Source organism: Bradyrhizobium sp. ERR14 (assembly GCF_014198235.1).
Taxonomy (GTDB): domain Bacteria; phylum Pseudomonadota; class Alphaproteobacteria; order Rhizobiales; family Xanthobacteraceae; genus Bradyrhizobium.
This window is the reverse complement of sequence record NZ_JACIHD010000005.1, coordinates 354299-366714: the sequence shown is the minus strand read 5'-3', so window position 1 is coordinate 366714 and position 12416 is coordinate 354299. Positions and strand designations below refer to the sequence as shown.

The window sequence follows — 12416 nt, the reverse complement described above, 5'->3', positions numbered from 1 at the left end:
CTCAATTGTTGCGGCCAGCTATAGCACGCGATAGGGCTTTTTTGGGCCATTTGGCCTTGCTCCCGGCCGCCTTTTCGGGGAGATTGCGGCCCTTGAAGACTAGGGATCCCTGAGCCCATGAACGCGCCTTCCTCCTCGTCCCGCCAGATCGCCTGGCCAAGCGTCATCACCGTCATCAGCGCCGCCATCCTGATCGGCGCGGAGGTGTTCGGCGCGGCCTTCGCCGGCGGCTGGGCGCTCGCGATCCTGTTCGGGCTTGGCGACCAGGGCACCCACATCCTGCAGGCCGTGCTGTTCGCGCTCGGTGTGCTCGTGATGACCGCGTTCATCCGCGCGGCCCAGCGTGTCGAGCCCTTCACGAAGCGCCGTTGACGCTTCGCGCGCGAGAGACGCGCGCGCTGCCACAGAAAACTTAACGCGTGTTCATCTTCCGCGTCGCTCGCGCAACACCGCGCAAGCAGATGTTAGGCAATTCTGTTCTCAGCCTAAAAAAATTCTTGCGAAGCTGATTCAAAACGCTTATGTGCGCTCTTGCCCAATTTCGCACGTGCCTGTGGTCGTGTGTCAGTCGGTAGGTATCCGGACAAGAGGCCGGACAGCCGCCAAGGGGTGAAGAAGCCGAGGGGCTCTTCGGAAGTGCGGAAGTCGGAAGACTGAAGGTCGCAAGGCCTGAAGGTCGGACGAGGAAGCAAACCCGGAGCGTCCAGCATCTCTCTCAAAGAGATGCCTTGTCGAAGGTGACTTCGCTCTTTGCAACCGTGACTGGCAGCCGGAGGCGAACCGGCGCACCCCGCTCTCAACGGGGGACGCGACTTAAAGCAACGACGGATCGGGCTTTTTTGGTCTCTACCGGCATTCCAACGCCGGCGCGGGCTACTGAAAAGGCTTGTCCTTCATTGCCAGGTGTGCGGGCGGGAAATTCCCAACCAATCCACGGCAGCACAATTCGGTCTAGGGGTCTTTGCCCTGTCGCGTCTCCATCGTGCGGCAGCGGCGTAGCACCCTCGTCCGAGAACCACTTTGAACGAGCTCCGTCGCTGGGGCCGCTTTGGAGAGTGCTATGACCGAACGTATCCAGGAATTCCTGCGCAACCGCCGCAAGGATGGCCTCGACACCGAGCCGTGCCTCGTCGTCGACCTCGAGGTCGTGCGCGACAATTACCAGACCTTCGCCAAGGCGCTGCCCGACAGCCGCGTGTTCTACGCCGTCAAGGCGAACCCGGCGCCGGAAGTGCTCGCGCTGCTGGCATCCATGGGCTCCTGCTTCGACACCGCGACGGTCGCCGAGATCGAGATGGCGCTGGCCGCGGGTGCGACGCCCGACCGCATCTCCTTCGGCAACACGATCAAGAAGGAGCGCGACATCGCGCGCGCCTTCGCGCTCGGCATCCGGCTTTTCGCCGTGGATTGCGCCGCCGAGGTCGAGAAGGTCGCCCGTGCCGCACCCGGCGCGAAGGTGTTCTGCCGCATCCTCTATGATTGCGCCGGCGCCGAGTGGCCGTTGTCGCGCAAGTTCGGCTGCGACCCGGAAATGGCCGTCGAGGTGCTCGACGTTGCCAAGCGCCTGGGCTTGGAGCCGTGCGGCATCTCGTTCCATGTCGGCTCGCAGCAACGCAAGGTGAAGGCGTGGGACCGTGCGCTGGCGATGGCCTCGCAGGTGTTCCGCGACTGCGCCGAGCGCGGCATCAACCTGTCCATGGTCAACATGGGCGGCGGCTTTCCGACCAAGTACCTGAAGGACGTGCCGCCGGTCGTGACCTACGGCCGCTCGATCTTCCGCGCGCTGCGCAAGCACTTCGGCAACCAGATTCCGGAGACCATCATCGAGCCGGGCCGCGGCATGGTGGGCAACGCCGGCATCATCGAATCCGAGGTCGTGCTCATCTCGAAGAAGAGCGACGAGGACGAGGTGCGCTGGGTCTACCTGGACATCGGCAAGTTCGGCGGTCTCGCCGAGACGATGGACGAGTCGATCCGCTACGCCATCCGTACCCGTCACGACGGCGCGGACATGACGCCGTGCGTGCTCGCGGGTCCGACCTGCGACAGCGCCGACGTGCTGTACGAGAAGAGCCCGTATCCGCTCCCCGTCACGCTCGAGATCGGCGACAAGGTGCTGATCGAAGGCACCGGGGCCTATACGTCGACCTACTCGTCGGTGGCGTTCAACGGCATCCCGCCGCTGCGGACGTACCATATCTGATCCGCCTCTTTCTCTGAGGCCTGACGAACCCGGGAGCCGGATTGCCGGCTCCTCCCTGACAGTTCGATCTGACGACGTCTTGGACAGGCGTGCTGTGCGCACGCCGGTTCAAGCGGGGACTGACGCGCCATGACTGCTTTTCGGAAGCCACAGATCGCCCTCACCTCGAAAGCCGCTCCGTTCGTGATCCGCGCGGAGCGTGCTGCCGACGTCGCCGCCCGTGAAGCGCTGCTCGATGCCTGCTTTGGCGAGAACCGCCACGGCCGCACCTGCCAGCGCCTGCGCGACGGACGCGCGCCCGCCACAGGCCTTGCCCTGTCGGCGGTGCGCGAGGGCAAGCTCGTGGGAACCGTGCGGCTGTGGCACGTCAGCGCCGGAGGCAGGCCTGCTCTGGTCCTCGGACCGCTGGCGGTTGACCCTGCCTGCCGCGAGCTCGGGATCGGCGCCGCGCTGATGCATCAAGCGCTGGCCGCCGCCCGGGCGCGCGGGCATGAAGCCGTCATCCTGCTCGGCGATGCCCCCTATTATGCCCGCTTCGGCTTCTCGGGCGAGAAGACCGGCGCGCTGGCGCTGCCCGGCCCGTTCGAGCGCGACCGGCTGCTCGCGATCGAATTCCAGGCGGGTGCGCTCGATGGCGCCGAGGGGATGATTGTCCCGACCGGCGCGCCCCTGTCCAAACGGAGGGTCCTTCGCGCCCTCCATGCGCACGCGGCCTGAGGGATTGCCATGATGGCGACGACCGAAGCCGCGTAAAGCGGCAACGCCCGGCTGCGCCCGTCCTGACGCCCGCTCTTTCGGGGTTGCGCAGGCCCGGGAAACGCCCTTTAACCCCGCGAAACACCCCTTTCAGTCGAGGTCCGAAACATGTCCCGTCGCCTCATTTCCACCGGCTCTCCCCTCGAGAAGACCGTCGGCTACAGCCGCGCCGTGATCGACGGCGATTTCGCCTTCGTCGCGGGAACCACGGGCTATGACTACACCACGATGACGATGCCGGCTGATGTCACGAGCCAGTCACGCAACTGCTTCAAGACCATCGAAGCTGCCCTGAAAGAGGGCGGATTCGAGATGGCCGATATTGTCCGTGCGACCTACTACGTCACCGACGCCAGCTACATCGACGCCCACTTCGCCGTCTGCGGCGAGGTCCTCGGTGACATCAGGCCGGCGGCGACGTTGCTGGTCGTCAGCGCCCTCGCCAAGCCCGAGATGAAGGTCGAGATCGAAGTCACCGCCAAGCGCCGCAGCGTCTGACAAGCGCCGCAGCGCCTGATCCACCCCTCACCATTTGTTTGCCAGCACGTTCCGGAGAAAACCATCCCATGAGCCCCGCCTCGCAGATCTACGCGAAGATCACCGGTCCCATCGTCATGGTCGGCTTCGGCTCCATCGGCAAAGGCACGTTGCCGCTGATCGAGCGGCATCTCGACTACGACAAGTCCCGCGTCACCGTGATTGATCCCAAGGACGAGGGCCGCAAGGCGCATTGCGAAAAGCACAATGTGCGCTTCATCCAGAAGGCCGTGACCCGGGACAATTACCGCGAGTTGCTGACCCCGCTGCTGACCGAAGGCGGCGGCCAGGGCTTTTGCGTCAATCTATCGGTCGACACCGGCTCCACCGACATCATGGAGCTCTGCAACGAGCTCGGCGCGCTCTACATCGACACCGTCAACGAGCCCTGGCTGGGCTTCTATTTCGACTCCTCCAAGGGCCCGGAAGCGCGCTCCAACTACGCCCTGCGCGAAGCCACGCTGGCGGCCAAGCGCGCGCGTCCCGCGGGCTCGACCACGGCGGTCTCCTGCTGCGGCGCCAATCCCGGTATGGTCTCCTTTTTCGTCAAGCAGGCGCTGCTCAACGTCGCCGCTGATCTCAAGCTCAATGCCCCCAAGCCGAAGACCAAGGCCGAATGGGCGGATTTGATGCGGCAGGCCGGCATCAAGGGCATTCACATTGCCGAACGCGACACCCAGCGCTCGAAGAAGCCGAAAGAGCCCGACGTGTTCGTCAACACCTGGTCGGTCGAAGGCTTCCTGTCGGAAGGCGTGCAGCCGTCAGAGCTCGGCTGGGGCACCCATGAAAAATGGATGCCCGAGAACGCGCGGACCCACGAAGCTGGCTGCGGCGCGGCCATCTACCTGATGCAGCCCGGCGCCAACACGCGCGTGCGCACCTGGTGCCCGACCCGCGGCGCGCAATATGGCTTCCTCGTCACCCACAACGAGTCGATCTCGATCGCCGATTACTTCACGGTGCGCGACGCATCGGGCAAGGCGATCTACCGGCCGACCTGCCACTATGCCTATCATCCGGCCGACGATGCCGTGCTGTCGCTGCACGAGATGTTCGGCCGCGCCGCCAAGATGCAGGAGAAGCACCACATCCTCGACGAGAACGAGATCGTCGACGGCATCGACGAGCTCGGCGTGCTCTTGTTCGGCCACGACAACAATGCCTACTGGTACGGCTCGCAGCTCTCCATCGAGGAGACCCGCAAGCTCGCGCCCTACCAGAACGCCACCGGCCTGCAGGTGACTTCCGCCGTGCTCGGCGGCATGGTGTGGGCGCTGGAGAACCCGAAGGAAGGCATCGTCGAAGCCGACGAGATGGATTTCGATCGCCTGCTGGAAATCCAGCTGCCCTATCTCGGCCCAGTGAAGGGGTTCTATACCGACTGGACGCCGCTGACGGATCGTCCGGGACTCTTCCCGGAAGACATCGACACCAGCGATCCCTGGCAGTTCAAGAACATTCTGGTGCGGTGAGGGGCGCGGGCTTCGGCCCCACCACAGCTGTCATGCCCCGCGAAGGCGGGGCATCCAGTACGCCGCGGCGTCTCGGTTCAATCACTACGGTCTCTGAAATACTGGATCGTCCGCCTTCGCGGACGATGACACCGCTGGTCTATCAGACAGCTACTTCTTCTCGATCGGCGGCGCGATCTTCTCGGCCGGTGCCGGCGGCAGTGCCGGCTTGGTCGCCGCGCCTTGTGTCTGCGGCTCAGGCCGCGCCGGCTCGGGGGCCGGCGTGGTCGGCCGGTCGCCGCCCGGCTTGGCTTCCGCGGGCACCTTGCTCTGCTCGTCAGAGGGCGTGCCCTGAAGCGGCGGTGTCGCCTGCGCCAGTTGCATCCGGCTCTCGGCGCGGATCTGCGCGATCGATATGCCCGATATAACGACACCTGCTGCGAACAGCGAACAGGCGATCAGAAGGTCGAGTTTCAGTCTGCGCTTGTCATTGACTGTCATGTCGATCACCGCCTTTGTCCGCGGGATCAACGAAATTGCCCGACCGGGGTTCCGTCCCGGCGAGGGGGAACTGCAGCCTGCGCGCCAAAACGCCGCGCTCACTCCGTCGTGCTGACTTCCCACGTCGCGTGGCGGACGCCGGGCAGATGCTGGAGATCGGTCGCCGCCGCGTTCAGCTCGTTCGGGTCGACCGCGCTGGCGACGAGCTTGGCGACAATCTCCAGCATGTCCTCGCCGAGCTCGACGACCTCGATACCCGCCACCGGATATTTCGCACCCTCGAGCTTGTCGACGAGGCGGTCGCGCATGTCGGGCAGCGCGTCGGCCGCGACCGCGAGCTTGAAATAATAGGTCGCCTCCAGCGCCTTCTCGTTCAGCGGGATGCGGTTGATGGCGTTGACCAGGGGGCGCAGCATGGTGTTGCCGGCGATGACGAAGATGGTGAGCGCCGCCGCCTGCGCTATCATGTCGGCACCGGCGCAGGAGCCGACAGCGGCCGAAGCCCATAGCGTCGCAGCGGTGTTGAGCCCGCGCACGTCCATACCTTGCTTCATGATGACACCGGCGCCGAGGAAGCCGATGCCCGAGACGACGTAGGCGATGACCCGCACCGCGCCGTCGGCGCCGTCCAGCTGCATGGCGAGATCGACGAAGGCGGCCGCGCCGACCGCGACCAGCACATTGGTGCGCAGGCCCGCGGTACGCTGGCGATATTGCCGCTCGGCACCGATCAGCGTGCCCAGCACGAAGGCCGTGGTCAGGCTGATTAGCGTGTCGAGGAAATCAGCAAGCTGGAAGGTCGTCAGAAATCGCATGAATGTCAGCTGCCGTAGGGTGGGCAAAGCGAAGCGTGCCCACGGCTCCCGTCAATGCAAAAAGATCGTGGGCACGGCGCAAGAGCGCCTTTGCCCACCCTACGGCCTAAAGGATGACAGTTTAAAGTTCCAGCATTCCGCCGTCCCCATTTTCATCGGCGAAAGCGAGCAGCGTGCCCTTGGCGTTCCAGGCGAGCGCGGCCACGGGCGGCGTGCCGTTGCGGCGGACCAGGATCTCGGCGCCATCCTCCAGCCGCACCATCAGCACGGTGCCGTCGCTGTAGCCGGCGGCGAGGATGTCGTTCTTCGGATGGCAGGCGACCACCGACACCCGCGCCTGCAGCGGCGCGAGCATCGCGGGCTCCTTGCCCATCGGGCCATCCTTGCTGGCGAACGGCCAAATGATGACGGTGTCGGCGCCCGAGGTCGCGAGCCCCTTGCCGCCCGCGCTCCAGGACATCGAGCGGACGCGGCCGGGATAGCCGGTCATCCGCATATGCCTGTTGTCGGCAAGCCGCCAGCCATGCAGCGCCGCCTCGTGCATGGTGGTGACCAGGAATTTGTTGTCCGGGCTGAAGGTGACGCCGAGATGCGAGCCGGCCCAGGGCAGGAATTCGGCTGATCCCGCCATGTTCGGAAACCACAGCGTCGCGCCGTTGTAATGGGCGATTGCGAGCCGGAGTCCCTTGGGCGCGAACGCAAGCCCACCGACGGTCGAGGGCACCTCGAGCGACTTCTCCTCGGTCTTGCCGCTCTTGACGAAAGCCGTCTTGCCGGCCGACCAGGCGTAGGAGCCGTCCGCATGCAGCGCCACCGCATCGATCCAGCGTCGCTTGGGATCGGTGGCGAGCAGCGTCACCTCGCCCTTGGCGTCGAGCGAGACGACCTTGCCGTCGTCGCCGCCCATCACCAGGCGCTTGCCGTCGCAAGCGGTGGAGAGAATGCCGCCGCTGTGAACAGTGACCGTGCTGATCTCACCCTTGTCATCGACGAACGCGACATTCTCCTCGCCGCCGACGAAGGCGGCGCGATCCCTGAGGAAATGCACCGAGGTCACGCCCATGCCGAGCGTAACCGGCTTGACGCGATCGGTGACGGAGACGATCGAGGCGGAATCGGGGGCCGGCGAAAACTCTTTCATCACGAGACGATGCAGCTCTCAAAACCCTTGCGGATGGCCTCCTCCGGCAATTCGCGGCCGATGAAGACGAGGCGGCTCTCGCGCGGCTCGCCCTCCTTCCACTTCCGCTGGTGGTCACCCTCCAGCATCATGTGGACGCCCTGGAAGACGTAGCGGTCGTCGTCGTCGTGGAAGGCGAGGATGCCCTTGGAGCGCAGGATCTTGCCGCCCTCGACCTGCACCAAATTCTGCAGCCAGGGCATGAACACGTTCGGATCGAGCGGCTTGTCGGTCTTGAGCGACAGCGACTGCATGTCCTCGTCGTGATAGTGCTTCAGGCCGTGACCGTGATCATGGTGGTGATGATCGTGGCCGTGATGGTGGTGATCATGGTCGTGGTCATGATCGTCGGCCTCCAGGAAGTCCGGCTCGATGTCGAGGATGCGGTCGAGATCGAAGGCGCCGCGGTCGAGCACGTCGGCCAGGGCCACCGAGCAGCGCTCGGTGCGGTGGAGTTTCGCATAGGGATTGATGCCGCGGATGCGGGCCTCGACCTCGGCAAGCTCGCCCTTGCTGACGAGATCGGTCTTGTTCAGCACGATGACGTCGGCGAAGGCGATCTGGTTCTTGGCCTCGGGCGCATCCTTGAGCCGATCGGACAGCCATTTGGCGTCGGCCACCGTGACCACGGCATCGAGCCGCGCATTCTTCTGCACGTCCTCGTCGACGAAGAAGGTCTGGGCGACCGGCGCCGGATCGGCAAGGCCGGTGGTCTCGACGATGATGGCGTCGAACTTGCCCTTGCGCTTCATCAGGCCGTCCATGATGCGCACGAGGTCACCGCGCACGGTGCAGCAGATGCAGCCATTGTTCATCTCGAACACTTCCTCATCGGCGCCGATGATGAGGTCGTTGTCGATGCCGATCTCGCCGAATTCGTTGACGATGACGGCGTATTTCTTACCGTGATTCTCCGACAGGATGCGGTTCAGGAGCGTGGTCTTGCCGGCACCGAGATAGCCGGTCAGGACGGTCACGGGAATTTTCTGAGAGGTCGCTTCAGACATAACAACTCCGGACTTCGGGCTTTTCGCGCGACGCGAGGCGGGGTGGCCCCTGCCCTAGTGGTCAAGCGCGCTGGTCAGCGCCTTTATATTGTGCCTGACCATATCAATGTAAGTGGGTGCAGGCCCCTTTTCGCCGGTCAAACCGTCCGAAATCAGGGTCCCGCCGACTTTTGAGCCGGTCTCGGCCGCGATCCGCCGGATCAGCCGGTCGTCGCTGATATTTTCCAGGAACACGGCCGGTATTTTTTGTGCCTTGATCTGGCCGATGATGGCCGCGATGTCGCGTGCGCTCGGCTCGGTTTCGGTGGAGACCCCCAGGGGGGCGATGAACTGGATACCGTATTCGGCGGAAAAATAGCCGAAGGCGTCATGGGTCGAGATCACCTTGCGCCGCTCTGGCGGGATTTTCGCCACGGCCTCGCGGACCTCGCGGTCGAGCGTTTCGAGCTTTTCCAGATAGGCTTTTGCCTGGACCCGGAAGAACTCCGCATCATCCGGGACGGCCGCCGCCAGCGCATTGGCGATATCGGTCACGTAGACCTTGGCGTTGGGGACCGACTGCCAGGCATGGGGGTCGGCGGCCGAACCGAGCTTCAGCGGCACGATGCCGGCGCTCGCGGTGACCACCACGGCCTTGCTACCTGCGGACTGCACGAGACGCGGCAGCCAGCCCTCGAGCCCGAGCCCATTGACGATGACGAGCTTCGCCTCCGCGACCCGTTTCGCGTCGGCAGGCGCCGGCGTGTAGACGTGGACGTCGCTGTCGGGGCCGACCAGCGTCGTAACGTTGGCCCGATCTCCCCCGACGTTACGGACGAAGTCGCCGAGGATCGAGAAGCTCGCAATGACGTTGAGCCGTTCCGCGGCCTGCAGCGGCGAGGCGATGGTCAGCAAGGCAAGGAACAGAAGGAAGCGCATCGCCCGTCACGCTTCCAGGTGCCGGCCGGGAAACATCTGCCGGACGATGCCGCCGACGCGGCCGAACAGCACGGAGACGATGTAGAGCACCGACGCCACGAGAATGACCGCAGGGCCGGACGGCACGCGGGTCTGGAACGACAGCACGAGGCCGGCATAGCCGGAAGCCGCGGCAGCGACGACCGCGATGCAGATCATGACGGTGAGATCGCGTGACCAGAACCGCGCGATACCCGCCGGCAGGATCATCAGGCCGACCGCAAGCAGCGTACCAAGGGCCTGAAAGCCATTGACGAGGTTGATCACGACCAGCGCCAGGAAGGCGAGATGCGCGGGACCACCGGCGCGGCTGACTGTCCGCAAGAACAAGGGATCGACGCTCTCGATCACCAGCGGGCGGTAGATCACGGCGAGCACCAGCAGCGTCACGGTGGCGTTGAAGGCCACCACCAGCAGGGTCTGGTCGTCCATCGCGAGGATGTTGCCGAAAAGCACGTGGAGCAGGTCGATATTGGTGCCCTTGATCGAGACGATGGTGACGCCGAGCGCCAGCGAGGCCAGATAGAAGGTCGCGAGCGAAGCGTCCTCCTTCAGCCCGGTCGAGCGCGCGACGACGCCGGCGAGGATCGCGACGGCAAAGCCTGCGATCAGCCCGCCGGCCGTCATCGCGAACAGATTGAGCCCGGAGAGCAGGAAGCCGACCGCCGCGCCGGGCAGGATCGCATGCGCCATGGCATCGCCGACGAGGCTCATCCGCCGCAGCATCAGGAAGACGCCGATCGGCGCACCGGCCAGCGACAATGCGATCACGGCGGCCAGCGCCCGCCGCATGAACTCGAATTCGGTGAAGGGACCGATCAGCGCGTCGTAGAGCATCGGTGATCACGCCGCTCGCGAGCGGGTATCGTCGGCGGCGCAGGCCGCGGCGCTGTCGTCGAACGCCTCGCACATCCGCATCGCCACCAGCAGGTTTTCCGGCGTCAGCACCTCCACCGTCGGTCCCCACGCCACGGGGCCGCGCGCCAGCACCAGCGTCTCGGTGAAATGGTTGCGCACCATCTCCATGTCGTGCAGCGCGGCGAGCACGGTGCGGCCCTCGCCGTGCCAGTGCTTGACCAGCGCGAGCAGGTCGGCGGTGGTCTTGCTGTCAATGGCGTTGAAGGGCTCGTCCAGCACGATCAGGCTTGCGTCCTGGAGCAACACGCGCGCGAACAGCACGCGCTGCATCTGGCCACCCGAGAGCGTACCGATCGGGCGGTTCTCGAAGCCATTGAGGCCGACGGAGGCGATCGCGCGCAAGATCTTCCCGCGCGCCGCCTTGCCGATACCGCCGAACAAGCCGGTCCCGCGCCACAGCCCGGTGCCGACGAAGTCGAACACCGAGATCGGGAAGCTGCGGTCAATCTCCGCGCTCTGCGGCAGATAGGCGATATCGCGAGAGTCGAGCCCGCCGAGATGGATTCTGCCGTCGAGCGGCCGGAGGATGCCGACGATGCCGCGCAGCAGGGTCGACTTGCCGGCGCCATTCGGGCCGATCACGGCGACCAGCGCGCCCCGCGCAACCTCACCGTTGAGATGGTGCACGGCCGGATGCCGGTCATAGCCGAGCGTCACATTGTGAAAGTGGAGCGCCGCCATCGTCACCTCATCGCCAGGAAGACCACGCCCCAGAGCACGGCACAGACGGCGAGCGCGGCCCCAAGGCGCGCCGCCATGGTCATGCGCAGGATCGACCAGGGCGCCGCCTGGGCCGGATGCGGCGAGGCCGCGTCGTGGACATGGGCGTGGGTGTGGTCGTGCCCATGCGAATGCGCGTGGTCATGAGAATGGCCAGGGGCATGGTCGTGATGGTGGGCGTGGGAGGCGGCGGGAACCATTTTGGAACGTTATATTATAACATAACCCCTGTCCACGCCGGGCTCACGGCTTGCCGATCACCATCGCGATGGCAGCTGCCACGAAAGGAAACGGCACCGACACGGCACAGCGGAACCAGACGAAACGGGCCGGCATGAACGGGATTTCCCACAAGATCACCCGCTGAAAGGCGAACAGGGCCCAGGCAACGACATAAGCCACCACCTGCGGCACCCCGCCGCCCGACTTCAGCGCCACCGTGCCGATGGAGAAGCCGATCACGGGCCCGCCCGGCGTGGCGGCGCCGGCGACCACGGCGGTCGCAACCCCGAGCCAGCCGCTGTCCGGCCCGAGCCAGCCGGTGATCACCTCCTGCGGGATGATCGCGGCGATGTAGCCGGAGCCGATCACGCCCAGCGCGATGCGCGGCACGATGTTGATGAAATCCATCGAACCTTCGCGCAGCGAGGCCTTGAACACCGGAGGGCCGCGGCGAAAGGCGATCAGCCCGACGCCGAACACCGAGCCCCACAACAGAATGTCGATGAAAAGCGCGGCGCTCATGCCGCGTCCTCGTCGCTTTCGCGCTTCGGATAGAGCCGGACATAGACGAAGCGGCCGAGCGCACCGGCGAGTACCGGCAGCGGCAGCGAAATCAGAATCCGCCACAGCGTGAAGTCGGTGCCCATGATCGGGATTTCCCAGGCCACCGCCCGGCCATAGCCGATCAGGGTCCAGCTCACGACCATGGCGATGGTGGCGCCGAAATCGGCGCCGACTGCGAGCAGCGCACTCGCCACGGGATAGGCGGTGAAGGGACCGCCCGGCAGGATCGCGCCGAAGGCGGTGCCGATCAGCAGTCCCATCAGGCCGGATTTTGGTCCAAGCGAGCGCGAGACCTTTTCGTGCGGCAGGATCTCCGAGATGAAGGCCCCGAGCAGGCAGCCGGCGAGCACGCGCGGCAGGATGCCTGAGAATAGCGAGAGATCGTGGGTCAGAATGTCGAGAACACCGTCGGTGCCGTCACGCCGCCAGACCAAGGTCGCACTCACCGCGACCAGCGCGGCGATGATGATCGTCGACCAGCCGATCGGCTTGCGGACCCGCCCCGGCCGCGGTTCGGACTCCGCGTCCTCGGCAGGCGCCGGGTTCTTCGGGGAAGGTTCTGACAACGGGCTCGGTCGCTCGAGG

15 protein-coding genes are annotated in these 12416 nt (G+C 65.5%); 5 read left to right on the top strand and 10 right to left on the bottom strand.

All coding sequences use genetic code 11. The features are described from left to right. Positions 1 to 117 precede the first annotated feature (117 nt). The 5 genes from GGD62_RS17785 (at position 118) to GGD62_RS17765 (ending at position 4968) form a co-directional block, all read left to right on the top strand. The gene (locus tag GGD62_RS17785) at positions 118 to 372 is read left to right on the top strand and encodes a hypothetical protein (RefSeq protein WP_018316184.1); all 255 of its coding nucleotides are present in this window, start codon (positions 118 to 120) and stop codon (positions 370 to 372) included. Between the two features lie 688 nt (positions 373 to 1060). Beyond that, on the top strand, positions 1061 to 2203 hold the full coding sequence (locus GGD62_RS17780) for a type III PLP-dependent enzyme (protein WP_018316185.1): 1143 nt from the start codon (positions 1061 to 1063) through the stop codon (positions 2201 to 2203). Between the two features lie 129 nt (positions 2204 to 2332). After that, positions 2333 to 2920, top strand: coding sequence for a GNAT family N-acetyltransferase (locus GGD62_RS17775; protein WP_018316186.1), 588 nt, complete (start codon positions 2333 to 2335; stop codon positions 2918 to 2920). Between the two features lie 147 nt (positions 2921 to 3067). Next, positions 3068 to 3457, top strand: coding sequence for a RidA family protein (locus GGD62_RS17770; RefSeq protein ID WP_027562893.1), 390 nt, complete (start codon positions 3068 to 3070; stop codon positions 3455 to 3457). A gap of 68 nt (positions 3458 to 3525) precedes the next feature. Next, positions 3526 to 4968, top strand: coding sequence for a homospermidine synthase (locus tag GGD62_RS17765; RefSeq protein ID WP_018316188.1), 1443 nt, complete (start codon positions 3526 to 3528; stop codon positions 4966 to 4968). A gap of 150 nt (positions 4969 to 5118) precedes the next feature. Here the strand turns inward: GGD62_RS17765 and GGD62_RS17760 are convergent, their stop codons facing one another. The 10 genes from GGD62_RS17760 to GGD62_RS17720 form a co-directional block, all read right to left on the bottom strand. Continuing rightward, on the bottom strand, positions 5119 to 5448 hold the full coding sequence (locus GGD62_RS17760; RefSeq protein ID WP_026201622.1) for a hypothetical protein: 330 nt from the start codon (positions 5446 to 5448) through the stop codon (positions 5119 to 5121). Positions 5449 to 5546: 98 nt separating this feature from the next. After that, positions 5547 to 6263 (bottom strand): MgtC/SapB family protein, encoded by a 717-nt coding sequence (locus GGD62_RS17755; RefSeq protein ID WP_183709210.1) that lies wholly within the window; start codon positions 6261 to 6263, stop codon positions 5547 to 5549. 121 nt (positions 6264 to 6384) lie between these two features. Beyond that, the gene (locus tag GGD62_RS17750) at positions 6385 to 7404 is read right to left on the bottom strand and encodes a WD40 repeat domain-containing protein (protein WP_183709208.1); all 1020 of its coding nucleotides are present in this window, start codon (positions 7402 to 7404) and stop codon (positions 6385 to 6387) included. Continuing rightward, on the bottom strand, positions 7404 to 8450 hold the full coding sequence (locus tag GGD62_RS17745; protein ID WP_018316192.1) for a GTP-binding protein: 1047 nt from the start codon (positions 8448 to 8450) through the stop codon (positions 7404 to 7406). The genes GGD62_RS17750 and GGD62_RS17745 overlap by 1 nt, the downstream gene beginning before the upstream one ends. A gap of 54 nt (positions 8451 to 8504) precedes the next feature. Continuing rightward, positions 8505 to 9368, bottom strand: a complete 864-nt coding sequence (locus GGD62_RS17740; RefSeq protein WP_183709207.1) for a metal ABC transporter substrate-binding protein — start codon at positions 9366 to 9368, stop codon at positions 8505 to 8507. Positions 9369 to 9374: 6 nt separating this feature from the next. Next, a complete protein-coding gene (locus GGD62_RS17735) occupies positions 9375 to 10244 on the bottom strand; it encodes a metal ABC transporter permease (protein WP_183709205.1) in 870 nt (289 codons plus the stop codon). Between the two features lie 6 nt (positions 10245 to 10250). Beyond that, positions 10251 to 11006, bottom strand: a complete 756-nt coding sequence (locus GGD62_RS17730; protein WP_183709203.1) for a metal ABC transporter ATP-binding protein — start codon at positions 11004 to 11006, stop codon at positions 10251 to 10253. A gap of 2 nt (positions 11007 to 11008) precedes the next feature. After that, positions 11009 to 11245, bottom strand: coding sequence for a hypothetical protein (locus GGD62_RS40810; RefSeq protein WP_183236642.1), 237 nt, complete (start codon positions 11243 to 11245; stop codon positions 11009 to 11011). A 43-nt stretch (positions 11246 to 11288) separates the two neighbouring features. Next, on the bottom strand, positions 11289 to 11789 hold the full coding sequence (locus GGD62_RS17725) for a hypothetical protein (protein WP_018316197.1): 501 nt from the start codon (positions 11787 to 11789) through the stop codon (positions 11289 to 11291). Beyond that, positions 11786 to 12397: a permease gene (locus tag GGD62_RS17720; protein WP_026201624.1), complete on the bottom strand. Its 612-nt coding sequence runs from the start codon at positions 12395 to 12397 to the stop codon at positions 11786 to 11788. Before GGD62_RS17720 ends, GGD62_RS17725 begins: the two co-directional genes overlap by 4 nt. Between the last annotated feature and the right edge of the window lie 19 nt (positions 12398 to 12416).

What these genes read in the sequence shown, in the direction of transcription:
- GGD62_RS17785 (WP_018316184.1), top strand. Translation starts at nt 118, where the DNA reads ATGAACGCGCCTTCCTCCTCGTCCCGCCAGATCGCCTGGCCAAGCGTC.
- GGD62_RS17780 (WP_018316185.1), top strand. Translation starts at nt 1,061, where the DNA reads ATGACCGAACGTATCCAGGAATTCCTGCGCAACCGCCGCAAGGATGGC.
- GGD62_RS17775 (WP_018316186.1), top strand. Translation starts at nt 2,333, where the DNA reads ATGACTGCTTTTCGGAAGCCACAGATCGCCCTCACCTCGAAAGCCGCT.
- GGD62_RS17770 (WP_027562893.1), top strand. Translation starts at nt 3,068, where the DNA reads ATGTCCCGTCGCCTCATTTCCACCGGCTCTCCCCTCGAGAAGACCGTC.
- GGD62_RS17765 (WP_018316188.1), top strand. Translation starts at nt 3,526, where the DNA reads ATGAGCCCCGCCTCGCAGATCTACGCGAAGATCACCGGTCCCATCGTC.
- GGD62_RS17760 (WP_026201622.1), bottom strand. Translation starts at nt 5,448, where the DNA reads ATGACAGTCAATGACAAGCGCAGACTGAAACTCGACCTTCTGATCGCC.
- GGD62_RS17755 (WP_183709210.1), bottom strand. Translation starts at nt 6,263, where the DNA reads ATGCGATTTCTGACGACCTTCCAGCTTGCTGATTTCCTCGACACGCTA.
- GGD62_RS17750 (WP_183709208.1), bottom strand. Translation starts at nt 7,404, where the DNA reads ATGAAAGAGTTTTCGCCGGCCCCCGATTCCGCCTCGATCGTCTCCGTC.
- GGD62_RS17745 (WP_018316192.1), bottom strand. Translation starts at nt 8,450, where the DNA reads ATGTCTGAAGCGACCTCTCAGAAAATTCCCGTGACCGTCCTGACCGGC.
- GGD62_RS17740 (WP_183709207.1), bottom strand. Translation starts at nt 9,368, where the DNA reads ATGCGCTTCCTTCTGTTCCTTGCCTTGCTGACCATCGCCTCGCCGCTG.
- GGD62_RS17735 (WP_183709205.1), bottom strand. Translation starts at nt 10,244, where the DNA reads ATGCTCTACGACGCGCTGATCGGTCCCTTCACCGAATTCGAGTTCATG.
- GGD62_RS17730 (WP_183709203.1), bottom strand. Translation starts at nt 11,006, where the DNA reads ATGGCGGCGCTCCACTTTCACAATGTGACGCTCGGCTATGACCGGCAT.
- GGD62_RS40810 (WP_183236642.1), bottom strand. Translation starts at nt 11,245, where the DNA reads ATGGTTCCCGCCGCCTCCCACGCCCACCATCACGACCATGCCCCTGGC.
- GGD62_RS17725 (WP_018316197.1), bottom strand. Translation starts at nt 11,789, where the DNA reads ATGAGCGCCGCGCTTTTCATCGACATTCTGTTGTGGGGCTCGGTGTTC.